Source organism: Paraburkholderia steynii (genome assembly GCF_900100565.1).
In the GTDB taxonomy this organism is placed as follows: domain Bacteria; phylum Pseudomonadota; class Gammaproteobacteria; order Burkholderiales; family Burkholderiaceae; genus Paraburkholderia; species Paraburkholderia terrae.
Genome location: NZ_FNDI01000002.1, coordinates 33,335 through 59,116 on the forward strand (window position 1 = coordinate 33,335; position 25,782 = coordinate 59,116).

At 62.2% G+C, this 25,782-nt stretch carries 23 protein-coding genes and 1 riboswitch; of the genes, 10 read left to right on the forward strand and 13 right to left on the reverse strand.

Translation table 11 applies throughout. The features are described 5' to 3' along the window. Entirely contained in the window at positions 1–1,371 is a 1,371-nt protein-coding gene (locus BLT65_RS04070; protein ID WP_091775032.1) for an FAD-dependent oxidoreductase, read from the forward strand. A 256-nt stretch (positions 1,372–1,627) separates the two neighbouring features. Here BLT65_RS04070 and BLT65_RS04075 read toward each other — a convergent pair whose 3' ends face one another. The 7 genes from BLT65_RS04075 to BLT65_RS04105 all read right to left on the reverse strand — a co-directional run bounded on the left by BLT65_RS04075 (position 1,628) and on the right by BLT65_RS04105 (position 10,350). Beyond that, a complete protein-coding gene (locus tag BLT65_RS04075) occupies positions 1,628–2,320 on the reverse strand; it encodes a ferredoxin reductase domain-containing protein (protein WP_091775033.1) in 693 nt (230 codons plus the stop codon). A 413-nt stretch (positions 2,321–2,733) separates the two neighbouring features. Then, the gene (locus BLT65_RS04080) at positions 2,734–4,239 is read right to left on the reverse strand and encodes a DASS family sodium-coupled anion symporter (protein ID WP_091775036.1); all 1,506 of its coding nucleotides are present in this window, start codon (positions 4,237–4,239) and stop codon (positions 2,734–2,736) included. Between the two features lie 289 nt (positions 4,240–4,528). Continuing rightward, positions 4,529–4,840 (reverse strand): DUF4148 domain-containing protein, encoded by a 312-nt coding sequence (locus BLT65_RS04085; RefSeq protein ID WP_091775039.1) that lies wholly within the window; start codon positions 4,838–4,840, stop codon positions 4,529–4,531. A 208-nt stretch (positions 4,841–5,048) separates the two neighbouring features. Further along, entirely contained in the window at positions 5,049–6,035 is a 987-nt protein-coding gene (locus BLT65_RS04090; protein ID WP_091775042.1) for a zinc-dependent alcohol dehydrogenase family protein, read from the reverse strand. A 63-nt stretch (positions 6,036–6,098) separates the two neighbouring features. Further along, entirely contained in the window at positions 6,099–6,407 is a 309-nt protein-coding gene (locus BLT65_RS04095) for a hypothetical protein (protein WP_091775045.1), read from the reverse strand. 190 nt (positions 6,408–6,597) lie between these two features. Further along, positions 6,598–9,048, reverse strand: coding sequence for a carbohydrate-binding family V/XII (locus BLT65_RS04100; RefSeq protein WP_091775048.1), 2,451 nt, complete (start codon positions 9,046–9,048; stop codon positions 6,598–6,600). A gap of 117 nt (positions 9,049–9,165) precedes the next feature. Next, positions 9,166–10,350, reverse strand: coding sequence for a porin (locus tag BLT65_RS04105; RefSeq protein ID WP_042308690.1), 1,185 nt, complete (start codon positions 10,348–10,350; stop codon positions 9,166–9,168). Between the two features lie 402 nt (positions 10,351–10,752). Here BLT65_RS04105 and BLT65_RS04110 point away from each other — a divergent pair, with 402 nt between their 5' ends. The 3 genes from BLT65_RS04110 to BLT65_RS04120 all read left to right on the forward strand — a co-directional run bounded on the left by BLT65_RS04110 (position 10,753) and on the right by BLT65_RS04120 (position 15,540). Further along, positions 10,753–11,694 (forward strand): LysR family transcriptional regulator, encoded by a 942-nt coding sequence (locus BLT65_RS04110; RefSeq protein ID WP_052426880.1) that lies wholly within the window; start codon positions 10,753–10,755, stop codon positions 11,692–11,694. Positions 11,695–11,769: 75 nt separating this feature from the next. Beyond that, a riboswitch (glycine riboswitch) is annotated at positions 11,770–11,859 on the forward strand. Between the two features lie 802 nt (positions 11,860–12,661). Then, the gene (locus BLT65_RS04115; protein ID WP_341865824.1) at positions 12,662–14,062 is read left to right on the forward strand and encodes a trypsin-like peptidase domain-containing protein; all 1,401 of its coding nucleotides are present in this window, start codon (positions 12,662–12,664) and stop codon (positions 14,060–14,062) included. A 104-nt stretch (positions 14,063–14,166) separates the two neighbouring features. Then, complete coding sequence (locus tag BLT65_RS04120; protein ID WP_091775055.1) at positions 14,167–15,540, forward strand: M14 family metallopeptidase; 1,374 nt, start codon at positions 14,167–14,169, stop codon at positions 15,538–15,540. A 13-nt stretch (positions 15,541–15,553) separates the two neighbouring features. Here the strand turns inward: BLT65_RS04120 and BLT65_RS04125 are convergent, their stop codons facing one another. The 3 genes from BLT65_RS04125 to BLT65_RS04135 form a co-directional block, all read right to left on the reverse strand. Beyond that, positions 15,554–15,841 (reverse strand): DUF1330 domain-containing protein, encoded by a 288-nt coding sequence (locus tag BLT65_RS04125; protein WP_091775058.1) that lies wholly within the window; start codon positions 15,839–15,841, stop codon positions 15,554–15,556. Next, positions 15,838–16,464, reverse strand: coding sequence for a flavodoxin family protein (locus BLT65_RS04130; RefSeq protein WP_091775062.1), 627 nt, complete (start codon positions 16,462–16,464; stop codon positions 15,838–15,840). The genes BLT65_RS04125 and BLT65_RS04130 overlap by 4 nt, the downstream gene beginning before the upstream one ends. Before the next feature lie 114 nt (positions 16,465–16,578). After that, a complete protein-coding gene (locus tag BLT65_RS04135; RefSeq protein ID WP_091775066.1) occupies positions 16,579–17,208 on the reverse strand; it encodes a cysteine hydrolase family protein in 630 nt (209 codons plus the stop codon). Between the two features lie 14 nt (positions 17,209–17,222). Between BLT65_RS04135 and BLT65_RS48380 the strand changes: the two genes are divergently transcribed. The 3 genes from BLT65_RS48380 to BLT65_RS04145 all read left to right on the forward strand — a co-directional run bounded on the left by BLT65_RS48380 (position 17,223) and on the right by BLT65_RS04145 (position 18,846). After that, positions 17,223–17,345, forward strand: a complete 123-nt coding sequence (locus BLT65_RS48380) for a hypothetical protein (protein ID WP_255221889.1) — start codon at positions 17,223–17,225, stop codon at positions 17,343–17,345. Between the two features lie 5 nt (positions 17,346–17,350). Then, the gene (locus BLT65_RS04140; protein ID WP_042308676.1) at positions 17,351–18,292 is read left to right on the forward strand and encodes a LysR family transcriptional regulator; all 942 of its coding nucleotides are present in this window, start codon (positions 17,351–17,353) and stop codon (positions 18,290–18,292) included. Between the two features lie 269 nt (positions 18,293–18,561). Further along, positions 18,562–18,846: a hypothetical protein gene (locus BLT65_RS04145; RefSeq protein WP_229516252.1), complete on the forward strand. Its 285-nt coding sequence runs from the start codon at positions 18,562–18,564 to the stop codon at positions 18,844–18,846. A gap of 57 nt (positions 18,847–18,903) precedes the next feature. On the opposite strand, the gene BLT65_RS04150 is transcribed toward BLT65_RS04145, so the two are convergent. Further along, positions 18,904–19,563, reverse strand: coding sequence for a TetR/AcrR family transcriptional regulator (locus tag BLT65_RS04150; protein WP_091775069.1), 660 nt, complete (start codon positions 19,561–19,563; stop codon positions 18,904–18,906). 145 nt (positions 19,564–19,708) lie between these two features. On the opposite strand from BLT65_RS04150, the gene BLT65_RS04155 reads away from it, so the two are divergent. Then, complete coding sequence (locus tag BLT65_RS04155; RefSeq protein ID WP_091775072.1) at positions 19,709–20,113, forward strand: DUF3331 domain-containing protein; 405 nt, start codon at positions 19,709–19,711, stop codon at positions 20,111–20,113. Between the two features lie 229 nt (positions 20,114–20,342). Then, positions 20,343–21,809: an HDOD domain-containing protein gene (locus BLT65_RS04160; protein WP_091775076.1), complete on the forward strand. Its 1,467-nt coding sequence runs from the start codon at positions 20,343–20,345 to the stop codon at positions 21,807–21,809. Positions 21,810–21,851: 42 nt separating this feature from the next. Here the strand turns inward: BLT65_RS04160 and BLT65_RS04165 are convergent, their stop codons facing one another. Both BLT65_RS04165 and BLT65_RS04170 read right to left on the reverse strand, forming a co-directional pair. Further along, positions 21,852–22,535: an HAD family hydrolase gene (locus BLT65_RS04165; RefSeq protein ID WP_091775081.1), complete on the reverse strand. Its 684-nt coding sequence runs from the start codon at positions 22,533–22,535 to the stop codon at positions 21,852–21,854. Between the two features lie 105 nt (positions 22,536–22,640). Beyond that, the gene (locus BLT65_RS04170; protein ID WP_091775084.1) at positions 22,641–23,807 is read right to left on the reverse strand and encodes a porin; all 1,167 of its coding nucleotides are present in this window, start codon (positions 23,805–23,807) and stop codon (positions 22,641–22,643) included. 515 nt (positions 23,808–24,322) lie between these two features. Between BLT65_RS04170 and BLT65_RS04175 the strand changes: the two genes are divergently transcribed. Continuing rightward, positions 24,323–25,726 (forward strand): MFS transporter, encoded by a 1,404-nt coding sequence (locus tag BLT65_RS04175; RefSeq protein WP_091775087.1) that lies wholly within the window; start codon positions 24,323–24,325, stop codon positions 25,724–25,726. Positions 25,727–25,782 lie beyond the last annotated feature (56 nt).

Here is a 25,782-nt window from a genome sequence, read left to right on the forward strand (position 1 = left end):
ATGGCAACGATCGAGTATTTCGAATATGTGTTTCTTGGCGGTGGCAAGGGCGGAAAGACACTGGCGATTGAACTCGCGCAGGCGGGCCGCAAGGTTGCAGTGATCGAGCGAGGCATGATCGGCGGTTCGTGCATCAACGTGGCGTGCATTCCGACCAAGACGCTGATCCAGACCGCGCGCACTGAACACCTCCTGCATCGGCATGCTGGTGCGGCCGTCGACATGGCGAAAGTCTCGGAGCGTGTGAAGGCCGTGGTAGACGGTATGGTGGAGATCAATCGCAATGCGTTTCGTGACTCTGGCCTTGAATTCGTGTTGGGCACGGGCCGCTTTGTCGGACCGCGCCGGCTCGAAGTGAAAACGAATGACGGCAATCTGCGAGTGATCGAAGGCGAACATGCATTCATCAACACGGGCACGACGGCCGCGATCCCCGATGTGCCGGGGTTGAAGGCTGCTGGACCGCTGACGCATGTCGAAGCGCTGGTGCTGACGAGGCTACCCGAGAGCCTGATCGTGCTCGGCGGGGGATATATTGGACTGGAGATGGCACAGGCATTCCGCAGACTGGGCAGCAACGTCACGTTGTTGCAGGACGCGCCACGCGTGGCGATGCGTGAAGACGAGGACGTCACTCAGGCGATCGAAGCCGCGTTGAAGGAGGAGGGCATCGATATCAGAACCGGCGCGAAACCCGTCAACGTGACGGGCAAGTCGGGACAGTCAGTGACGGTTGCGCTGCAGGACGGCAGCACGGTGAACGGCAGTCATATCCTGGTCGCAACTGGTCGCACGCCTGTCACGGCCGACATCGGTCTCGACGCCGCGGGAGTCGAAGTCGACGTGCGCGGCTTCATCAAAACGGACGAACGTCTCGCGACGACAGCCGAGCGCACATGGGCGATCGGCGAGGTGGCAGGCACACCGATGTTCACGCATGCATCATTTGACGACTACCGCGTCTTGCGCTCCCAGCTTGCTGGCGGAAACGTGACGACCCGCGACCGCTTCATTCCGTATGCGCTTTTCATCGAGCCCGAACTCGGTCGTATAGGTCTCAGTGAAGCCGATGCAAAAGCGCGGGGGATAGCGGTGCGTGTTGCGAAGCTGCCGATGGCGGCAGTGCCGCGGGCACGTACGAATGGCGCGACGAAGGGCTTTATGAAGATGCTTATCGACGCGAAGTCGGACGATATCCTTGGCTTTGCGATGCTGGGCACCAACGCAGGCGACGTGGTGACCGCGGTGCAAATGGCGATGCTCGGCGGATTGCCGTATACCGCCGTGCGCGATGCGATCATTGCGCATCCCTTGATCTCCGAGGGGCTCAATATCCTGCTGGCGAAGGTGCCGCAACGCACCGGCCAGTGAAACAGGCGCGAGAATTCTCCAATCTCGCTGATAAATTCATCGAGAAGCGCGATCGCGGCTGCTAGATTTTGCGAACGTCGTCGCGCTCTATGACGACCGCTCTGCGGTTGAAAGCCGCCGTTAGGGCCGCAGTGGTTCGGGGGACCGCTTCGCGTCGTCGTCAGGCAGCGGACGGCGGGCGGCTTGCAAGACCGATGAGCGAATGTGCATCACCTGCGGAGAACGTGCCTCAGTCACCGTGCCGTCACACTGCCGCTTAGCATGCCGTTTGGTCGCCAAGGGCAATTTTATGAACGTTCGCTGCATACACCCATTCGCGGGCCTGGCGCTCAATGAGATCCATGAAAGCAGGGGGGCCGCTGCAGTAAATCTGTGTGTTGGCATGAGTCGGACTCATTGCGTGGGAACTCTTCTGCGCAAATAGATCATCGGACAGGCCGAAATGGTGATAGACCTTACCGTGACTTCGAAGCGCGTCAAATTCTTCTCGAAGAACTGCGCGGTCGGCCGATCGGGCGAAGTTGTGTACCTCGAACCTTTGACCCGCCGATGCAAGCCGCTTCGCGATTCCCACGATCGATGCTGCGCCTATTCCGCCAGCAAACAGGATAGATCGCGCACGATCGTCCAAAATTGTCGGCGGGCTTTGGGGAGAGCCGACAAACACTTCGTCTCGTTCATTCAACGGAAACCGGGATAGCAGACTACCCGTTCTGCCATCACCATCTTGTCTCGTGCCAACCACGTAACCATCTGACAGGGACGAAACACCGAGCAAGGGATAAATCCTTTCGTTGTCCCCAGTGCTATTCAGGCAGAGTGTGACACACGACCCATCGTTAAACGGCGGAAGCGCCGATTTTGACGTCGTACGAAGTTCAACGGCATGGTACCCGTTGGCAATTTGCCATTTCCGGCTAACGATGACGGGAATCAGGTTGTCGCGCATGTCTTCTCCAATAGGACCTGCATCACAGATGGAACTCTAGCCGATACCGTGTCAGTGATGGAAAAGGAAGGCGGGTGGTAGTGAATCCGCAGTGGTAGTCGGGCATCGAAACCCCCGCGGTTAAAGGCTTAGAGCGATTAGTGCAACGCTGGTATTTTCAGAGCGTACTTTCTGTATATGCTGCTGCTTTCACACCGATCCATGCACGATCGCCAATGATTAAATCTAGTCAATGCTCTTGTAACCTGGTGTGTTGCTTTGACTCTTCAATCTGCCCCTTGATTCAGCGAGCAAGGACTCTCCGACAGGGGCAATATGCCGCCACGAACTGGCGAGCCTCGCATCACCTTCTAATTGTTCCAGACGCATCGCGTCGTCGCGGTCAGCAGGCGGAAGCAGAACGGGCTACTGCTTCACCAGAAGCCAAGCATCTTCCACCAGAGGCTGCCGACCACCGCGAAGATCAGCAACTCCACCACACACATCACAAAGCCGACGCGCCACCAGGTTCCCATCGTGACATAGCCGCTACCGAAGATGATCGGCGAGGTGCCCGTCGCATAGTGGGTCAGCGTCATCATGATCGCCGAGCCGGCCGCCATCATCAGCATGAACGGCGCCACATACTCGGGTGGTATCAGATGGACGCCGACCGTCAGGAAGGCGAGCATCATCGCACTGATGTGCGCCGTCGTGCTGGCGAACAGGTAGTGTGACAAAACGAAGGCCAGTACCAGGATCGCGGCAGTGGCGCCCCAGCCGATGCCGCTGGCAACGATCGCGCTCTTCATGGCTTCCGAGAACCAGGTGATCACGCCTTGCTTGTTCAGTTGCTCGGCGAGCATGATCAGCGCACCAAACCACACCAGCGTGTCCCAGGCGCTCTTCTCCGACAGCACATCGTCCCAGTCAATGGTGCCGGTGATGATCAGCAGGAACAGGCCGACGAAGGCGACCACTGTCGGATCCAGGATGAACGACGGACCGAACACCATCGCCGGCACGTCGGCCCACAGCAGCAGTAGCAGCGCGAAGGTCCCCAACATGACCATTTCCTTCGGCGACATGGGGCCCATCTTCGTCAGTTCGGCGCGGGCATACGCTACCGCATTGGGGGTGGCATGGAGTTGCGGCGGCGCCAGCACATAGATCACAAGTGGCATGACCAGCATGCATAGCAGGCCGGGCAGCATCATGCATAGCGCCCAGCTCGTCCAGGTCAGATGCAGGCTCTGATTGGTCGCCTTGGCGATGTAATCCACCACCAGCGGATTGGGCGCGGTGGCGGTCAAAAACATCGCCGAGGTGATCGGGTTGGCGTGATAGTTGACCATCGCCAGGTAGGTGCCGACCTTGCCCTCGGTGCCCTTGGCGGGATCCGAGTCGAAAGCGTTGGCGATCGACTTCATGATCGGATGCACGATGCCGCCACCGCGCGCGGTATTGCTCGGTGTGAACGGCGCGAGCACCAGTTCACAGACGGCCAGGCCATAGCCGATGCCTACCGTGCGCTTGCCGATCAGTGAGATGAATATCAGGCCGATGCGACTGCCCAGGCCGGTCTTCTTCAGCCCGCGGGAGATCAGGATGGCCACCACGATCAACCAGATCAGCGGACTGTCGAAGGCGGTCAGCGCATCGGCGATCGCCCCCTTGGACGAGGTCGAGGTCACCTGTGACAGCGAGAGGACGACGATCGCCATCACCGCCATGACCCCGATCGGCATGACCTTCAAAATAATCGCAACGATTGTTGTCAGAAATATCGCAACGAGGCCCCAAGCCTTGGGCTTCAGCCCCTCGGGCACAGGTAGCAGCAGCAGGGTTACCAGCACGGCCGTTGTGATCAGCGCGGGACCAAGTCGGAACGGGACAACGCTGTTGAAGTAGCGGAACGTCGCTTTTAGTCTTGTGAGCATTCTGCGATCCTTCCCGAAATAGTTGGCCGCGTCCGCTGGAACATAGTTCAGAGAGGTCCGTTTGGCAATGGGCAGCTTGCCTCTCTCCCGCACTTTCGGGAAGGCGCAGACGCTGATGTGTCGTGACGCACACGCAGCATGCATACTGTTCAACGGATGCCGGAAGGAAACGCGATGCATGCAGCGATGGGTGGCCACCGGGTCGTTGGCGGCACAGCGCTGCGCTGCAATGCGACGCACAATTGCCGCGCGCTGAGTCAGAGAAGGTCCGTAGTGACTGCGGGGCTGCTCACCCGGGTTGAAGCTGCTTGCACTCGGTTTCGAACCAATGGTCGACCAGGCGCTGCGCGGCGTGTAGGTTCTCGGGGAACTTTGGGTCGTCGTTCCACGGTGACGGGTTGTAGCCCGCTTTCCTCAGGGCCGAGAGCTCGCTTTGTTGTTGCGCCCTCGTCGGAGGCGCGTTGGTTCTAAGCGCGGCAAGGTCACGGCACTCTGTTGGGCTCAGATGTGGGCCGCTTTGTGGCGCGCCGGCGGCGGCACATCCAGTCAGCAGGAGCGCCAACGCTGCAAGCGTCGAGCGGTTTCTCAGGAGCTTTTCCATAGCGCATCTCCACGCGTCCGATTGGCGCAACGCAAGCGGCGCGATGCCGCCGGTCGCGCGTGACTTCCGCGTTTATTTTGCCTTAGTCCAGTCACCGGAAGTCGCGCGCTATACAAAGAGTAGAACGATCGGCGATCGCCCGCCGGACGAGTGGTTGACCACCTGCACAGGTCGGTCGATCTTCTGATGGCGTTCGAACACTCCGCATTCAGCGCATCATCAACACCGCCGCGCCCGACAGCCGCCCGCTGCGCAGATCGTCGAGCGCGCGGTTCGCGTCAGCGAGCAGATAGCGCGTCACTTCGATATCGAGTTGCGTGTCACCGGCGATCTTCATGAACGCTGCGCCGTCGGCGCGCGTCAGGTTCGCAACCGATACGACGCGGCGCTCGCCCCACAAGAACGCATACGGAAACGCGGGAATGTCGCTCATGTGAATGCCGCCGCACACGACGATACCGCCCTTGACGACCGCCTTCAGCGCGGCCGGCACGAGCGCGCCGACGGGCGCGAAGATCAGCGCGGCATCGAGCGGTTCGGGCGGCGCATCATCGCTGCCGCCTGCCCATGTCGCGCCGAGCCTGCGCGCGAGTTGTTGTGCAGTATCGTCGCCTGGTCTCGTGAAAGCGTACACCGCGCGGCCCTGATGACGCGCGACCTGCGCGACGATGTGCGCCGCCGCGCCGAAGCCATAGATGCCGATGCGCTTCGCGTCGCCCGCCATGCTGAGCGTCCGGTAGCCGATGAGACCGGCGCACAGCAGCGGGGCAGCTTGCGCGTCATCGTAGCGCTCGGGCAACGGCAGACAATAACGGTGATCGGCGATCACCTGCTCGGCATAGCCGCCGTCGATCGTATAGCCGGTGAAACCGGGCGCGTCGCAGAGGTTCTCGCGGCTGCTCGCACAATACGGACAGACGCCGCACGTGCTGCCGAGCCACGGTACGCCGACACGGTCGCCGATATCGAATGTCGTCACGTCGCCGCCGCGCGCCGCGACCCGGCCGACGATCTCATGCCCCGGAATCACGGGCCGTTTCGGCTCGCTCAATTCGCCATCCACGACATGCAGATCGGTCCGGCACACGCCGCATGCCAGCACGTCGATCAGCAACTCTCCCGCTGATGGCGCTCGCTGGGGCAACTCGCGTTCGGCCAGCGTGGGACTCGATCCGTCGAAAACCATTGCTCGCATGTTCGATCCTCCTCGCGTGGAATCCGCCAATGCCGCATCAGAGACGCGGCGACGCGCGACAGTTCAACCGCGCGGCGCGGATGCCGCGTCATCCGTGAGCCGCTTTTCAGCTTCCTCAGACGGCTGAGTGGGCAGAGCAATCGACGGGAGCCACGGCTGCCACGCGCGCATCCACATCGACCACATCGAGAACATCGACAGCGGCGACGCGAGGGAGAAAAGATCCGGTTGCAGAAACCACCGCGCGGCGGCTTCGACCGATGGTACGGCGGTAATGTGAATCGCGACGCTCTCTGCATTGCGGTCGGGCAGTTTGCGTCGCGTAATTTCTATATCGACGGTGGGCAGGTGGGCGGTCAGTTTCGTCTCCATGCTCGGCCTCGCAGTGACGGATCAGGTGCTGGGAGCGGGCGTGTCCGCGAAGAGACGCCCGACGGTGACGCGTTCAGCAAACTCTATCATGCGGCACTGCGTGAACCATGTCCCGACTGCTGATGCAGCGGGCGAGGCGCGTTATGCGCGCGCCCACGCCCGAAGCGCCGCAGTGCCGCCCGCGTACCGCTCAGCGCCGCCCGCCGCGGAATCCGCCGCCGCCGAAATGCGCGCCGCTGAATCCGTTACCCCCGCCTCCGAAGTGCTGACCGCCAAATCCGTCGCCTCCGCCGAATCCGCCGGCATGCTGGCTGAAGCGCTGCTCGCCCGTCGTGCGCGCGTCACGCTGCTGGTCGAGATCGCTGCCTGTCCTTTGGTCCGGTTGGGCCGATTGCCAGCCGTTAGACGTGTGCTGCTCCCACGACCCGCCGTCCGATCGACGATAGACATTGCCGTCGTGTCCCGCGTAGACGTCCCCGTTGTTCCACGCAACGGCATTGCCGCGCGACTGGTTGGTCACGATGCCTTTGCTGGCGGTCTGGTATTGCCCCGTCTGCGCGTTGCCGGAAACGCCGAACTCAGCAGCGCCAGCGCGGCCCGTGCGGGCGTTGTAACCGGCGACCTGACGGCCAGCCGCATAGTTGCCGTTGTACTGGTTGCCGACGATACCGCCGCGACCCGCGCCTTCTCGCCCGGTGACGGGATTGGCGAACGAGCCTTGCCGGCCGGCTGCATAGTTGCCCGAGTACGGATTGAACGCGGCCCCGCGCGCGCCCTGAAAGTGCGCGCCCGTGGCGGGGTTATAACCAGCGCCCGCCGTGCCCCGCCATTGCGTACCCGTCCATGCATTCCAGCCTGCCGTGTGCGTCACGGTGCCCTGGCCCCAGCGGCCGTAGAAATTCGCCTGGTTGATGTTCACGTTGTTCCAGCCGCCGCCCCAGTATCCGCCGCCCCAGTACGGTCCCCAGTAAGGCGACGCACATCCCCAGATGGCTCCCGCTGCAAAGCCGAACGCAAAGCCCTCTGCCGCGCCCAGCGCGAAACTCGCGCCGTATCCATACGTCTGCGGGTAGCCGTAGTAATACGCGCCGACATACGGCGGATACACATAACCCGTGCCATAGACGACCGTGCCTTGCGTATCGACGACGACCCCGAGATACCCCGGCGTATAGCCGACGACGACGGTATCCGGCGTCACCGAATAGATGTGGACATACGTCACGTAGTGCAGCGGCGCGCTGATGGGAATCGTGTAGATCACGGGCGGGACCTCGGTTGCGACGGTCCAGCCGCCCATCGGCGAAATCGAGACGAACCAGACGCCGTTAGCTACGGCGTAGTAATGCGTCGAGTCGACTTCGATGACGGGCGTTGCCGTATTGACCGCATACCGCAGCGGCGTGCCCGCGATCGGCTCGAAGCGCGGCGCGCCATCGTACGAAACTTTGGTGGAGGCTTTCTGACGGGATATCGAGGCCGTCTGTGGAATGGAGGCAGCGATCGCTGCCTCTCGCGCTTGAGGCGTACCCGGAACGGACACCAGCACATTGGCCTTCGGATCGTTCGGAGAAATCTTCGCGAAGTCTGCAGGAAGCTGATTGCCCGGGACGTAAGTCCAGGGGCCGTTCGTCGTCGTGGCCTCGAACCAGCGCCCCGACACGAGCACGTAGTACTGGTTCGTCGTGGGATTCACGAACACGGCGTGATCGGTATTGGTGACGGTCAGCAGTCCCGTGCCGTCGACGGGCTTCAGCTGCGCGGGACCGTCCGTCACGATCAGTTCCGCCGGACGCGTCGCGACCAGCAGGGCGGGCGCCTGTGCAGCGGGCTTGCCGCTGGCGGGCAGCATCGGGTCGGCGGCGTTTTTTGCGGACGACTGCTTCGCGGCATCCGCGAGCGTATGCGACGGCGTTGCGAGGACGCTCCATGGTCCGTTCGTATCGCGCGCGTTGAACCAGTAGCCGGCCGCATGCAGATACAGCGTGCCGTCTGCATCACGCATCAGCAGCGCGCGGCTGTTCAGCGCGCGCTGGAAGCCCGTGCGTCCGACGTTTTGCCACGCAGGCGCGCCGTCGACCAGCACGAGCACGGTAGGCTGCGTGGCGAACACGATTTGTGGCGGGTCGTTTTTCACCGGCATGCGCATCGTTTGCGACAGCTCTTGCGATGCCGCGTAGCTCGTCTGCAGTTCGTCGAGCGGCACGCTCATGCCCGTTGCCGGCAGCCGCGCGAGCAACGATCGACGAACGCTGTCAGCGAGGTTTGCGTCGGTTGGAACTTCGACGCTATTGATCTGGATAGCAGTGAGATTGACCAGCCCCGATGGCTTGTCGATATAGGCATTGGCGGAGAAATGCGCGACGCCGAAGGTCGGCGTTCCGTTTTCCTTGCCGACGGCAACTGCGGCGCGCCCCGAGATGCGATTGCCGTCCCACTTCTCGATTTGTGGCTGATACATCTCAACATGCTCGCCACTCGCCTCAAAGTTGCGTGGCCAGTCAGCCTGCGTCGTGGGCACAGGGGCAGTCGCTGCGTACGACGGCGGGAGTTCCCAGGTGAATGCGGTGAGCGTCAACACCGACGCAACGATCTGAGTCAGCCTCAACTTCGCGCCGCGCGCTTTAAAGTCTGCGTTCATCTTCGAGATACCTCATCCAGTTATCGGTTGCTTGTCCAAAAGAAAAAAAGCCGCCCCTGAAAGGGGCGGTTAAAACTGGCGGAGACCAGAGAAGACTCTTAAAGATTGGTGAATCGATCAGAAGCGGTGCCGGATGCCTGCCGAAACGACGTATTGGCTCTTGCTCGTGGAGGGTTCCGAAGTGCCGTTGACTTGCGTCACGTTCGCGCCGACCTGATTGTCTGCACCGATCTGCATGACGCTTTCAGCGTAGATGTCGGTGCGCTTCGACAGCGCGTAGTCGGCCTGCACGCCAAACTGGTTCCAGTGAGCCGAGCTGTTGCTCGTCGCAGACGTACGCGGCGTGCTGCGCAAGCCTTGCGTGTACGTGTACGCCGCGCCGAAGCTCAGCGCAGGTGTCATGCTGTAGCGGGCGTGGATTTCGTGGTTGTTGTAACGCACGGAAGAATCGCCGATGTTGTCCTGATAGCGGGTCTGTGTGAACAGCGCGCCGAGCGTGAACGGTCCAATCTCATAGTTTGAGCCAAGACCCCAGGTACGCTGATTCTGAAGACCCGGAAGGTTCGTCATCGCCAAGGTCGGAAGGTTCTGGATCGCGCCCGAACTGTTGTTGGAATTCAGCCCCTGAATCTGCAGATAGGCGGCCGCGAAATGCACGCCGGCATACTCATAGCCAGCACCGACGCTGTACGCGCGGTTGTTCGCAAAACCACTCGCCGAGTTTGAGAAACCGTACAGTGCGTTGAACGAAGCGCCAGCGTAGTTCAGGCTTTGATACTTGACCGAATTGCTGATGCTGAACGTGCTGTTCAGGTTGTCGTTATCGCCGCGGTGGGCGAAGTACGTGCCGCCCCAGGTGCCGGCCGCGGAGACCGGGCCGAGGTAATCGACGACCGAGTCGTACTGGCGGCCGAGGGTCAGCGTGCCGTAATCGATAGCAGACAGTCCGACGTACGCCTGGCGGTTGAACAGGCTGTTATTGGACGCATTGTTATTGGCCAGACTGCCATTGTTCACGTTGAAGCCGCTTTCTAGGTTGAAGACGGCTTTCAGGCCGCCGCCCAGATCTTCCACTCCGCGCATGCCCCAGCGGCTTTGCTGCACATTGCCGCTTGTCATGCCGAACACTGCCTTGCCGTCAGTCAAGCCATTCGGCGTGATGGGCGAGTTGCGCGTGGCTTCGTTGCTCACGTACGTCAGGCCCGCGTCGACGAGGCCATACAGCGTGACGCTGCTCTGCGCGTGCGCCGCACCCGCAAAGGCCGCCGAAGCAGCCGCGAAAATCAAGGTGGTTTTTTTCATGTTCGTATTCCGTACTAAGCCTGACGACTTGAATGAAATGTGCTGTCTTCCGTGTGCGAGATAGCCGCGGTGCGTAGCTTTAAAAATTCACGGCACACATCGATCACGCAGGGCGAACTATAGAGGCCGAGTCGACGTTTCGTTACGTTTAATAAGTGAAAACTATTTTTTAGTAATTCGAAATAAATCGTATATTGAATGATAAAGCGATGTATATTCAAATGAAATTCATTCCGATATTTAAGTCGTACGCGGTACTTGATTGATAATATGTTGTGACGGCGCTACATGAGGGGTTTCTGTGGGTGACAATTGTATTTTCGTTGGCTGAAACTGAAGCTTTAAATGGGTGGGTAATTTAATGTTGATATATATGTCTAATCTGTTTTATTTCTGTTGACCATGCTGAATAAGCTGCAGGCAATACGAATATTCCTAAGAGTTGCCGAGAACAACTCCTTCAGTCGCGCTGCGTCGAGTCTCAATCTGTCAAATGCTGTCGTGACGCGCTATGTGGCGCTGCTTGAGGCGCATCTCAATGCGCGCCTCGTCAATCGCACGACGCGTAGTGTTTCGCTGACGGAAGCAGGCCGCGCCTATGCAAGGGGATGCCAGCAACTGCTGGAGCTGCTGGATTCGATGGAATCGGCCGTGACGGAAGAAGCGGGCGAGCCCTCGGGCACGCTCAAGGTCGCGGCGGCGGCCTCGTTTTCACTGGCGGCGCTGGCGCCTTTGCTGCACCGCTACCGGATACGTCATCCGAAGGTGAAGCTGGACGTCACGCTGTTGCATCAGTCCGTGGATCTCGTCGAAGACGGGTTCGACGTCGGCATCGTCGCATCGTGGCAGGTGAACGGCAGTACGCTGGTGAAGCGTCCTGTGCTGTCGGTGCGGCCCATCGTGGTCGCGTCTACCGGCTATATCGAACGGCACGGCGCGCCGACCTCGCTCGAACAGCTTGCATCGCACAGTTTCCTCGCGCCTTCGCGAGATATGCATGGAACCGAGTGGTCATTCGCGAGCGCTGACGGTCGCGAGGAGACCTTGAATCTCGACTCCGTGTGCAGGGTCAATAGCATGATCATGTTGCGGCAAATGGTACTCGCCGACATGGGTCTCGCTATCCTGCCCGAGGACTACGTCGTCGGCGACATTGCGAGCGGCGCGTTGCTGCGTGTCCTTGCTGAGTATCGGGTGACCAACGGGCTCAAGGAACTGTCGCTCGTCTATCCCGGTCGGCGCCATGTGTCGGCGAAAGTGCGCACCTTCGTGGACTTCACGATCGAATACTTCCGACGAGGTTTCTCCCCGGCTGCGCCGCGCGCCGACTTGACGGCGGACTGAACCCACGGCGGATCGTTGCCCGGAAGATGGGGGCTTGCCAGTTTCTTTATGCTTCGGCAAGGTCGCATAGTTCCACCGCGCAGCACGGGAGAGATCGTCCCCAGCGACGACGCCGACGGAGCAACCGCCCGGGAAACTCTCAGGCAAAAGGACGGTGCAGCAGGAACATCTGGAGAGCGGCGCCAGGCGCGCCCACCGTCGGCGTCGACACGATGGGCGCGCGTCGCTGACGAAACACGCAGGCGGGCGGTCTCGACTTTCGAAGTCGAAACGCGAAGCAGCGGACATGAGTGTTTTCGAGCATGCGCTGCTGCGAGCGTTTGGCCGCCCGCTTCATCGACGCAAAACTGACACAAACGGATGACGCATTTTACGTGACTGTAATCGCGTCACGACGGCGTAGCGACTGACGCTTAGTGAGCTAACAGCGCGAACTATCCACGCGGACTATCAGCGTACGGCCAGAGCCGCCATCGACGCACGCCAGGATTTGTACTCGCTGCAATTTTGCTGCCCGCTTTCTATAAATGAATCAGGACGAACGGGTCAACCGTTCGCGTCCCTGATTGTCCATCGCGGGCAAACATGCAACTGAATCTCACGTCGACTTCGATCCACCCAGACAGATACCAAGGGTCGATCGCATCCGTCTGCGCTCGCGGCTGGATTGCCATGCAATATGGTTTGCGTCGGCCGGATGGGTTCCCTTTCTTTTCGAACTATTCGGTGTGCTATGTCACAGTCGCCGGCCGCCACGCGTTAAATAATGTCTTCACAGTGCCAGGCATAACTAACGCCATGGAGGTGCGCTGTGTTTCACTCAACTCTATTCCGCACCTGGTTTTGCACCGCCGTGACAACGGCCTGCCTCACCGGATACCCCTACGCCAACGCCGAAGCGATCGCACCGCATGCTGCGGCTGCTTCCGCGCCGTCGCCTGCGTCCGCGCCAGTGAAAGAGAAGCGAATGGCGCCCGGGAATGCGAGCGCGCCGCTCGACTTTCCGGCGATCGTCGAGCGCTACGGGCCCGCCGTCGTGAACATCCGCGCGATCCTGCCGGAGAAGCCGCTGGCGGTGCCAACGCCGCCGGCGCCGGCTGCGCCAGCCGCGTCGCCTGCGCCCGCTTCGGGCGCGAGCTCCGAAGCGATCGACGGTGACGACCCGCTGTTCGCATTCTTCCGGCAGGTCATGCCGCAGTCGCAGGACGGGCAGGGCAGTTCACCGCGTGCCATGTCGGGTGTGGGATCGGGTTTCATCGTCAGCGCTAACGGATTGATTCTGACGACGGCGCATGTCGTCGACGGCTCCGATGACGTGACGGTGCGTCTGACCGACCGACGCGAGTTCAAGGCAAAAGTCGTCGCCGTCGATGGCCCAAGCGATGTCGCCGTGATCCAGATCGACGCGACGAAGCTGCCTGTCGTCAAGCTCGGCGATTCGACGCGGGTCCGCGTCGGCGAACAGGTGCTGACGATCGGTTCACCGGATAGCTATCAGAACACGGTGACGGCGGGCATCGTCAGCGCGACATCGCGCACGCTGTCCGATGGCACGGCGTTTCCGTTCTTCCAGACCAACGGCGCATTGAATCCCGACAACTCGGGCGGCCCGGTGTTCAATCGCGCAGGGGAAGTGGTCGGCATACACGTGCAGGTTTACGCCGACGGCGATCGTTTTCAGAGTCTGACTTTTGCCATCCCGATCGCGATGGCGAACAAGGTGCGCGCGCAGTTGCAGGCGCAGTCAAAGTCTCAGGACGGCGGAGACGCCGCGCGCGGCGCGTTCGGCATGCAGGTGCAGGACATCGATCCGGGGCTTGCCGGCGCGTTCGGTCTGCCGCGCGCGGCGGGCGCACTGGTGATTGCCATCGAGCCCGGCAGTCCCGCCGCCACCAGCAAGCTGAAGCCCGGCGACGTGATCGTGCAGATCGGCGACAAGCCCGTCGAGCACAGCGCGGATCTCACCGACCAGGATGCGGTGCCGCAGTCGGGCACGAAAGTCCCCGTGAAGCTGATTCGCAATCGCAAGCAGATGACGATCATGGTTAACCTGACGGCATCGGCGCAATACGCGAGCACGGGCGTGAGCGATGTCGGCCCGCTGGATCATCTCGGACTCAGCATGCATCCGTTGACGGACGACGAACGGCGCTCGACGGGCCTCGCCGAAGGGCTGATGGTCGAGGACGTGTCGGGCACGGCGGGCACCGCCGGCATCAAGCCGGGCGACGTGGTGTTGTCGCTGAACGGGACGCTGGTTGCATCGCAGGATGAACTGGCGGCGCTCGCGGCGAAGGCGGGCAAGAAGGCGGCGCTGCTCATCCAGCGTAACCACGCGCGCAGTTTCGTGACTGTCGATCTGAAGTGAAGCGCAAGCGCTGCGGCGGGACGATTGAAATGTCCGCCGCGTCCGCCGTTCTCGGTTAGAAGGACCGGCCCGTCTGGACCGGCCCGTCTGACGGGAGAACGAACATGTCTCGCTACCACGCACGCATCACAGGAAAAGATCAGGCAGCATTGGCCGATCTCGTGACGAAGCACAAGGTTACGGTCGCGCGCCATACGATCGAGAAGGTCCACGGCGGCTATCGCGTCGACGCGCACGCCACCAATGCGCAGATCAAGGCGCTCGAAGCGGACGGCTACCAGGTCGAGCGGCTGGAGGACGCCGAAGCGCAAGGCAAGGTGCGCCAGGCGGAGACGCGCGCGCAGCTGGCAGAGCCGCACGCGCTGGACGCTTTATCCGTCGCGGCAGGCACCGGCTATCTCGATGTTGCACAAATCGAGGCGGCACTTTCCGCCGCAAGCAATGCGCCCAACGATGCGTTCACGAAGCTGATCAAACTGCCTCATCCAACCTGGGAGAAGCGCACCTGCCACGCGCTGAAAATCGGCAAAGGCAGCGCAGCGGGGCGCCCCGGCATCTATTTCCTCGGCGGCGTGCATGCGCGCGAATGGGGCAGCCCGGATATCCTGATCCATTTCGTGCAACTGCTCGCCAACGCGTACGCCACGCACAAGCCGATCAAGATCGGCAGCCGCACGTTCAAGGCGGCGGACATCAAGCACGTGATCGAAAGCAAAGACCTGTACGTGTTTCCGCAAGCGAATCCCGATGGCCGCCACTACAGCATGTCGGCGGAATCGATGTGGCGCAAGAACCGCCGGCCCGCGCCTGCGGGGCATAGCAAGCCGCAATGCTGCGGCGTCGATATCAACCGCAACTACAATTTTCTGTGGAATTTCCCGCAGTACTTCGATCCCGAAAGTCCGATCGCCAATTCCACCGATCCCTGCGACTACGAGGTGTATATCGGTCCCGCCGCAGAATCGGAGCCCGAAACGAAGAACGCCGTGTGGATGTTCGACACCTACCCGAACATCCGCTATTTCGTCGATCTGCACAGCTATTCGGAAGACATTCTGTACAACTGGGGCGACGACGAGAACCAGAGCGGCCATCCCGACATGAACTTCCAGAATGCCGCCTACGACGGCAAGCGCGGCATTGCCAACGACAAGGCCTATCGCGAGTACATCGCGACGGCGGACAAGAAGATCGCCGTCGATCTCGCGCACGAAATGCGCGACGCAATCAAGGCGTCGCGCGGCCGCGTGTACAAGACCGAGCAATCGATGAGCCTGTATCCGACGGCGGGCACGTCCGACGACTATGCATTCAGCCGTCACATCGTCGATGCGAAGAAGGCGAAGGTGTTCTCCTATACGATCGAATGGGGCAGCCCCGACAACCCCACGCCGTTCCATCCGCCGTATGCGGAGATGAAGCAGATCATCGACGAGGTGACCTCGGGGCTGCTGGCTTTTTGCATTGCAGCGAAGTGACGGCGCTGCCGTGTCAAAGTCCTTCGATCAGCACGACACGGTGACGTGATCCTTTGAGCCTGTGTTGCGCGACTTGCTGATACGCATCGCTGTCATACCAGGCGCGGGCCGCCGTGAGCGACGGGAATTCGAGCACGACGGTCGCCTCGGCGGGATCGCCTTCCAGCACCTGTTGCGCGCCATACGCGGCGAGCACTTTGTGCGTGTACCCGTCGAAGGTGTCGCGCACCTTCGCGCGGTATACGTCGAGCGCCGCCTGGTCCTGCGTGCTTTCGCGCGTGAAAATCATGTATGCCGTCAAGACGGTTCTCCTTCGTGTGACAAGGTTTCGAATTCACGCGACGCGGCCCGTCCGCGCGCAAACTGAATGGCCGCTTGCGCGACGCGTTGCCCAAGGTGTCGTGCCGTGTCCAGGTCGGCTTGCGGCGGCGCGGCGTCCGCGCCTTCGTCGGCATTCGACTGCGCGGCCGCGCCGAGAAAGAAGCCAAGCCGGTTCGCATCCTGTTCGCTGCCGCTCGTGCTGTTGTTGCCGGGCGGCAAGCCAAGGCTGATCCAGTGCATGCCGTGCTGCGCCGCGAAGATCACGAACTGCATCAACGTCGCGAGCTTGTCGCCCGATCGCGATGCGGAGTTCGTGAAGCCAGCCGCCAGCTTGTCTTTCCACGCGCTTTTAAAGAACGCGCCGGAACTGGCGTCCATGAACGATTTGAACGCCGCCGACGCGCTGCCCATATATGTCGGCGCGCCGAAGACGATCGCGTCGGCGGATTCGAGCGCGGCCCATTCGTCTTGCGCCTGCTCGACGCTCAGCAGCAACGCCCTGGCGCCGGGCGTTTGCGCGACGCCGGCGCTGACGGCCTGCGCCTGACGCGCGGTGTGGCCATAGCCGCTATGAAATACGATTGCGATCGTGACTTCTTCCATGGTGGTTGTCGAATACATGTCGCCTGGTGGAGAGATGCCCGTCCGGGATTCGCGATCGGGCAACGGGTGAACGTGCTGCCACGGTCGCGGCAGCACGGTTTGTCATGCCGCGAATCACGCGGCGACGGAATCGACGGCTTCGAGAAACTCGGCAACGGTCATTGCGTCGTGGCCGAAGGTCGGATACGAAATCGACAGCGCGGCCTCGTGCGCCGCTTCCGTGAAGTCGGCGACCGCGTCGGTGATGAACGTCACGTGAAAGCCGGCTTCGAGCGCATGACGGCCGGTGCCTTCGATGCAGGTCTGCGATGTCAGTCCGGCCAGCACGACCTTCTCGATGCCGTTCGCCCTGAGTTGCGCTTCCAGATCCGTGCCGATGAACGAGTCGAACATGCGGTGATGACTCACCACGATTTCGCCTTCACGCGGGTGCAGCGGCGCGTAGAAGTCCGCGCCGTAAGTCCCTTTGCGCAGCACCTCGTTGGAGAGCGCCCATTGCATGCGCGGATGGACATGCTTGATGTCGTCGAAACTGTGCTCGTCGGTGCCGTGCGGCGCGAAGATGATCTTGACACCCGCTGCGCGCGCGCCTTCGAGCAGTTGTGCGACGTGCGTCACGAAACCTGTCTTGTCGAGCATGGGTGCAATCGACGCGTGCAGCTTGCCGTCGTCGGCGAGAAAGTCGTTCAGCACGTCGATGAGCACGAGTGCCGTGGTTTGAGCCGGATAGATACGATCGTTCATTTTGCAGATCCTGAATGAGTGCGCCAGCAGCGGTGTGCGTCCGAACCGTCGAACTGAACCGCCAGGCCGTTGGTGGCATCATGTACGAGCCGCGCGTGCCGCACTACGGGCTCGCGGCAAACAACACCTATTCGTGAAGCAAATGAGTGATCGATTCCAGGAACTGCATGTGTTCGTGCGCGCTGCCGAAACGGGCAGCTTTTCCGCGACGGCGCGCGAACTCGGGCTGTCGCAGCCTTCCGTGTCGCGGATCGTTTCCGAGCTCGAAGCGCGTCTCGGCACGACGCTGCTGTTGCGAAGCACGCGCAACATCGTGCCGACGGAGGCAGGCAAGGCGTTCCTGCTTAGAGCCCGCAAGCTGCTGCGCGAACTCGAAGAGGCCGACGACGAAGCGCGGCATGTCGGCGGCCTGAGCGGCGTGCTGCGCGTGGCGACGTCGGCCATCGTCGGCGTACGCACGGTGATTCCGAGCCTGTCGGTGTTCCTGAAGGCGCATCCGACGTTGCGCATCGAGCTTCTGACATCCGACAGCATTCAGGATCTGATCGCCGAAGGCGCCGATCTCGCCATCCGCTTCGGCGAGCTGGAGGATTCCGGCTTCGGCGCGCGCAAGATCGGCATGGTGCCGCGCATGCTGGTCGCTTCTCCCGCCTATCTGAAGGAGCGCGGCATCCCGGCCACGCTGGACGACCTCGCCGCGCACGACATCGTCACAGGCCCGTTGGGCCCGTCGCACGAAACGTGGACCTTCGAGCACGACGGCATTCCCGTCTCGATCAAGGTTCGCGCGCGCGTGTTTGTTGGCGCGGCGGAGGGCGTGATTGCCTGCGCCCGCGAAGGCCTCGGAATTGCGGTGGGGAAGCAATGGCTTTGCGAGCCGGAGCTTCGATCGGGACAACTGGTCACGGTACTGGACGACTACCGCCTGCCGCCCGCGCCGATTCATGCCGTCTTTCCAGAGGGCGCGCAGCCGTCGCAGAAGGTGCGGCTGTTCACCGATCATCTGATCGAAGTCTTCTCCGCACTGCACGGCGATACGCGCTTCGCGCCGTATAGAAAGTTCGCTGTCGAGCGGACTTCGTAGTTGGCGCAATCGTTTGCGACGTGCGTTTGCCTGCCTGCGTTGAAGGCAACCCCGCGCCAGATTTCTACCGCCCGCGCACCCAACTGAGACGCACGGTAAAGCCTCGCCGCCAAGCGAGGTTATCGTTGTTTGAAAAGAACCGGACAGGTCACGCGGCAGTGCGTCATGGAAATCGACGGCACCGTGCGCGCGATGATGCCGCTCCGCTGTCGCCGAGGACAGCCGGGCGCGGCCTGCCGGGCAGCTACAGGTGACGATCGGGGGCCAACATGGCGGTAACAAGAATGGAAGCGCCGACGGGTGTCGGGACGCTGCGCTCAGCGAGCCTGGCAGACGTGGAGCTGGAACATCTGGAAAGGATGGTTCAGTACGTGGTTCGCCGGACCGAAACGGACGACGTGTCGAAGCTCGACTACGAATACTGGGCGAAGCGCCTGCGCAAGCTCGCGCAGACCTACGATCTGGTGGCGACGCAACGGCAGCGGGTCATCGCGCTGCTCGATCTGCTCGAACGGGAAATGCTGTATCAGGCGCGCCGCGCGGCTGCCGTCTGAACGCGGCTTGCTTCGATCCGCATTGCGTCAATTTCGTCGCGCCGCTGCGCGGATCGACTAGGCAAGCATGGCCAGCGCCGTCTCCAGCACCATGCGCTTGAACTTCTTTTCATGCTGCGGCAGCGACGAGAACGCCCGCATCAGGTGGCTGTACGCGACCGTCTTGCTGATCGCGTTCAGCAGCATGAAAAACAGCAGTTCCGCGTCCTTAACCTTCAGATCGTCTTGCCGCGCTGCGTCGGCGAACAACGGCACCATCACGTCGTGATAAGGGCGCACCAGCCGCTCGATCAGCACGTTGAGCCGCTCGCCTTCTTCCGTCGCCGCCGTCGAAAAGAAAATGCCGACGTCGGGGTCGTCGAACACTTCGTCGATGAATCTCGCCACCGCCATTTCCACGCGCGCTCTCGCGCCCAGCGGCGCGCTCTGCAACGCTGACGTCGCGTCGATCATCGGCGCCATCTGCCCGGCGATCTGTTCGACGACGGCCAGCCATAACGTCTCTTTCGACCCGAAATGATGCGCGACGAGTGCCGCATCGACGCCTGAGTCGCGCGCGATCTCACGCACGCTCGTTGCCTCGAAGCCCCGTTTGCCGAAACTCCTGCGCGCATTGCGCAGGATCGCGTCCGGCCCGACCGATGCACTCGACGCCGGGCGTCCGCGCGCGCGTTTCTTGTCTTTGTGGGGTTCTGCTGTTGCCGTCACATCTTTCATTCGAATCAGCCTGCCGATCGTCAGATCAGGCGTGAGTTTAACCGAGCGTCCGGAACGGGGCCGCAGTGGTCCTCGCGGCACATTCGTTTGACACGCGCGCCCGGCGACGCTACGATCTCGATATTCATCACGTGTTGAATTAATCATGTCAGAGCGCATACGGATCGAAGAGCATGCGGATGTCTGGTGCCGGACCGTTGTGGCGATCCGCAACTTCGACGTCACGCCGGAACCCGTCAAAAACCCGCGCCCACCGCGCCCGGCGCGGCGCAGGCCGCGCACGGCCGCATGCTGGGACGGGCGAAGCCAGCCGACCGTGCGCGTGCTCGACAAGCCAACCGCGCAGACGCTGACGGTTTCATGGTGCGACGCGCGCACGGGTCACTACGGCTATCAGACATGGCGCGTGAACATCGCGCGCCGGGCCGGACAATGCGTGCTGACGGGCCGCACGATCGCGGCGGGCGAAACGGTCTACTGCCCACGCGCGAACGGCACGCCGCCGGGCAACGCGGGCGCGATGATCGTCGCGTCGGGCGTCGATATCTGACTCTCATAGGGCGTGGCAAGCCGCTGGTGGCGCCCGGCCAGGGTGGAATGTCGCGCAATGGAGACACGGTAAGGCTTCGAAATAATGCGCAATCGATGCGCAATCACGCAACAGGCCGACGGTTTGCAGGCTGTCTGAGGCTTGCCGGCACGATGATGGACGACGGGTTGTGTTTTAATCACGGGTACTGTGGTTGTCTTTCAACGTATCTGCTCTCCATCACCAATAGATGTCCCCCGTCGTCAAGTCCGAACTGCTGGAAAAACTGTGGGCGCGCATGAGCGAGCGCGGGGATTTCCCGATGCTCTCGCAGGCGCTGCGCACCACCGTGTCGGCGATGAATAACGACGATCTGGACTTCACGTCGCTTGTGCAGGTCGTGCTTTCGGATGTCGGCCTCACGCAAAAGGTGCTGCGGCTCGCCAATTCGGCGATGTATGTCGCCTTCGGCGGCAACATCACCACCGTGACCCGCGCGCTGATGGTGCTCGGCATGGATACCGTCGGCCATCTCGTGGTCGGGATGAAGATCGTCGATCACTTTCATCACAGCGCGCCGCACCGGATCGACGCGAAGCTCGAACTGAACCGCGCGCTGCTATGCGGAACGGTTGCGCGGCGCATCACGGAAGGCGTCGATCTGCGGGTCGCGGAAGAAGCCGTGGTGTGCGCGCTGATGCGTCAGGTGGGCAGGCTGCTGGTGGCGTTCTATCTGGAAAGCGAATGGGACCGGCTGCGCCGCACGGCGGCAACCGACCAGATCGACGATAGCGACGCCTGCGCGCAGCTGCTCGGCGTGAGCTTCGAGGACATCGGCAGCGAGGCGGCGCGCCGCTGGCGTCTGCCGGAAACGATCTCGGCGGGGATGCAGGCTATCGGCGCGGCATCGGACGAGCCGCTCTCGGAGCATGTGCGCTGGCTGCGGGCCGTCAACAGCTATTCGACGGAAGTGGCCAACCTGCTCGTCACCCAGCCGCCGGGCGACGAACTGGAACGCTGCCTCGCCGAACTCGCGAGCCTCTATAGCGACGCGCTGAAGATCGATGCGGCCAGGCTCGACGCGCTGAGTGCCGCGTTGATCGACGAAGAAAGCAACGAAGGGCTGATGCAGGAGATTTCCGAGCTGCGCGCGCATGCCGATGCGATCGTGCGTACCGGGAAGTCCGCGCAGGCGCGGCTTTCGGCGGGTCTCGAAGACTTGCGCGCGCTGCCGTCGAGCAAGGCGCTCTTGCCCGTGCTGACGCTCGCTTCCGAAACCATTCTGGCGGGCCTGTCGATGTCGCGCACGCTCGTGTTCGTGCGCCAGGCCGACGCGCGCTATCACGCGCGCATCGGTTTCGGCCCCGACATGGAACGCATGCTGCCGACGCTCAATTTCGGCGCGGGCTTCCAGCCCGACGTGTTCCATCTGGCGATTGCGAACCCCGTCGGCATTTTCATCGAGAACGCGCGCGAGCCGCGCATGGAAGCGCGTCTGCCTGACTGGTTCAAGGCGCATCTCGCCGATGCGCAGGCGTTCGTGCTGCTGCCCGTGAAGGCCAACGACACCACCGTCGCGCTCGCGTACGGCGACTGGACCGACGTGCAGGCCGTACACAAGATCACGCAACCGGAAATGGCGATCCTCAACGAACTCACGCGTGAGCTGAGCCGTTTCTTTTTCGGTGCGAATCTCGAAGAAGCTGAAATGCTTTGAGCTTGCCGTGCGCGACGCGGGCACGCGTCGACGCAAAGGCGTTCAGCGTTGCCAGCCTGCGAGCAGCGCGGGCAAGCGCGCCATCTCTTCGAACACGTCGGCGACGCCGACGGCTCTCAACGCTTCTTTCGAGCTATGGCCTTTTTCACTGGGACTGTAGCCGAACACCGTCGCGCCCGCTGCGCGGCCTGCCGTGGCACCCGTCACGGTGTCTTCGATCACCGCGCAACGCGCAGGGGCGACGCCGAGTCCCGCGGCTGCGGCGAGATAAACGTCCGGGTGGGGTTTGTTGCGCGGCGTCTCTTGCCCGCTGAAGATGCGTCCTTCGAAGTCGTCGAGCACGCCGGCTTTCGCGAGCTGCAAGCGGAGCTTGACGCGGTCCGCGCCGGATGCGACGGCGATCCGTCCATCGAGCCGCGCATGCAACGCAGCGACGGTTTCGACAATGCCTTCGATCGCCGTCACTTCACGTTCGAGCGCAGCGTTGCGGCGCTCGCGGAACGTTTCAAGCCAGGCGGGCGTGATACGCACGCCCGTTTTCGCTTCGATCAGCGGCGCCTCGTCCATCACGGTCTTGCCGACGAAGATCGACATCGCTTCGTCGACGCTCAGATGCCAGCCCAGTTCGCCGAGCATCGCTGCCAGCACGGTGTTGGTGATCGTTTCCGAATCGACGAGCACGCCGTCGCAGTCGAATAACACGGCGTCGAAGGGAAAAGCAGACATCGCGGTCCTTTGTGGGTCGGTCAAAACCCGTAAGGGTACCGCGATTGGAGACTGGATGCGCTGATGTGGCCGCGCGCCTTCGGCGCAGCGGCCACCATCACACGATCAGAAGCGGTGACGCAGACCGACGCGCGTCACGAACTGCGTGTTCGCGCCCGCATTGCCGATGAACGACGAAGACGAGCCGATCTCAGCCTGCACGGGCACGTTGCGGCCCGCCACGACGTTGCTGCCCGACGCCTTCTGGTAGATCCCCAGCAGGTAGACATCGGTGCGCTTGGACAGCGCGTAGTCGACCGAGCTGTTGATCTGATGCCACTTGCCTTCGAAGCGGTCGTCGAGCTTCGAGAACGTGTAGCCCAGGCCCGCCGACAGCGCGGGCGTGAAGCCCCAGCGGCCGCCGATTTCATAGTTGTTCAGCTTCGACGATTCACCCGAGAGCGGCTCGAACTTCGTGTGCGTCCAGTTCGCGAACACGAGACCGGAAGCGATCGCGTAGCGCGCGCCGACGCCGAAGGTTTCGAGGTCGCGCAGGCCGAGCGTGTTGACGTTCGCGATGCTCACGCTGAACGCAGGCGTCGCGCCGTTCGGGAAGCGGATGTTCGTGTACGCCGCGCCGATGCCGAACGGACCCGTCGCATAGTTCGCGCCGAAGCTGTACGTGCTCGACGAACCTTGCGTGGTCGTCGTGCCCGCCGTCGTGGTCGGCGTGCCGGCGAACTGCGTCGAGTTCGAGAAGCCGTACATCGCGCCGAACGTGAGGCCCGCGAAGTTCGCGCTGCTGAACTTCACTGCGTTGTTGATACGGCTCGACGTCAACTGGTCGAGATCGTTGATGTGATACGCGTAGTTGCCGGCGGGCGTCTGGCTGCCCATCGTGTAGTTCGCGCCGATGTAGTCGGTCGAGAACGAGTACTGACGGCCGAAGGTCACCGAGCCGATGCCGTCCTTCGTCAGTCCCACGAACGCCTGACGGCCGAACAGCGCGCCGCCCTGGCCCGACGTGCCGTCGCCCGTGCTGAAGCCGCTTTCGAGCACGAAGATCGCCTTCAGTCCGCCGCCGAGGTCTTCCGTGCCGCGCAGGCCCCAACGGCTGCCCGATGCGACGCCGTCGCCGTATTTGACGAGACTGTCATGTCCCGTCGAAGTCGCCACCTTGTTTGCGTACGTGATACCGGCGTCGAGCAGGCCGTACAACGTGACGCTGCTTTGTGCCTGCGCAACGATGCTGAAACTCCCGAGAGCCGCTGCGGCCAGGATGGTCTTTTTCATTCTCTTCCTTCTTGTAGTGAATGCCTGCGCGCCCGTTGGCGGCGGGCGCGCGGCATGGCGTGAAAACGTACTGCTAAAGGCGGCACGAAATGTCAAATCGAGCAGGGGCCTCATGCGTGGGCGCACGATTTCGCGTTTCGATGCCGGTGTAATCCTGCTGGCGCGGCGTGTCATGAGACAGCCGCGTGTGTTGCTGACGTCCTGTCTTCCAGTTTTTGTGGAGCGGACGGACTGCTTGAAGCACCGCTGGACTCACGTCCAGCAGCACCGTTGTGATCCGGGGAATATAACGAGATGTCAGCGGACAGTAAACGTTTGTGAGGTGAGTTGTAGCCTTTTGTCCACAAAAACGTCATGGGCAGATCAGTGAACGAACCTGAATCGTCTGCTTGACGGATTGTATGACAGGAATATAATCCAACCCATCGACCGGCCGCCTGCGTTCCGAAGCTCAGCGCAACATGGAACGCAAAAGCGGGTACACAAAAAAACGCGAACGTCACGGAGACAGCCTCATGCAGATGGATGCCAGTATCGGAGTGCGCCTGGACAGACTTCCTCTGTCCGGCTTCCATTGGCGTCTACTGGGCCTGATCGCGGCCGGCATGTATTTCGATTCGTTCGACATCTATATCGCCGGCACGGTCCTCGCCGCGATGATCCACAGCGGCGAATCCACACTTAGCCTCAACGCGACGTTCGTCTCCGTCACCTTCATCGGCATGATGACGGGCGCGTGGCTTTCCGGGCTGCTCGGCGATCGCTTCGGGCGCCGTTTCTGCTATCAGTTCAATCTCGGCATCTACGGCTTCGCATCGATTGCCGCGGCGCTCGCGCCGTCGATCTACTGGCTGATCTTCTTCCGTCTCGTGATGGGCGTCGGCATGGGTGCGGAGATCGTCGTCGGCTATGGCACGCTGAGCGAGTTCATCCCTGCCGACTGGCGCGGCCGCTTCGGCACCGTCCTCAATCTGATCATCAACACGTCGCTGTTTCTGTCGACCTTTCTCGGCTGGCTGATCGTGCCGCAATACGGCTGGCGCTGGATGTTCGCAATCGCGGGATGCGGCGCGCTCTTCGTGTGGTTCCTGCGCAAGTCGATGCCGGAGTCGCCGCGCTGGCTCGCGTCGCGCGGACGCGGCGACGAAGCGCGGGAGATCGTCGAGCGAATCGAGACGGCGTGCGGTAACGCAGTCAGCTATCCGGTCAATTCGCCTGAACCCTCCGCGCGCGAGTTCTATTCGAACGACACAGGCCGTCTCGGCGATCTGTTCTCGCGCCGGCTGCTCACGCGCACGATCACGGCCATCACGGTTCTCGTCGCGCTGTTCACGGTCAACTATGCATTCGTCAGCTGGATACCGACGTTCCTCGTCAAACAGGGACACAGCGTTTCCAGTTCGCTCGGTCTGACAGCCGTGATGTTTGCGGGCGGCCCGATCGGCTCGCTGATCGCCTTTGCACTCGCCGAGCATCTGGGCCGGAAGTGGGGCATCGTACTGTTTTCGCTGGTGTGCGTGGGCTTCGGCGTCGCGTATCCGTTTGCACAGTCTGCGGTTGCGATCACGGCGCTTGGGTTTGCGATCACCTGCTGCATCTATGTGCTGTCGTCGTTCAGCGTCGCGACGTATGTGCCCGAACTGTTCCCGACGGAGCTGCGCCTGCGCGGCTCGGGTCTCGCGAACACGGTGGGCCGCGCGGTCAGCATCGTCGTGCCGTATGCGGTGGCGAGCGCGTTCATGCGCTTCGGCATTGCGGGCGTGCTGACGCTGATCGTCTGCACGCTGCTGATCCAGGCGCTGATCGTCGGCGTGCTCGGCCCGGAAACGAAGCAGCGTTCGCTGGAATCGATTGCCGCCGATGCCGGTGTCACGAGCGCGGAAGCCATCGAAGGCGGCGCGACGGCGGCCATGAAATAACCGCCGCGCTGCATACGCCGCGACGGATCACTGTACAAACAAAGGACACTCGAGAC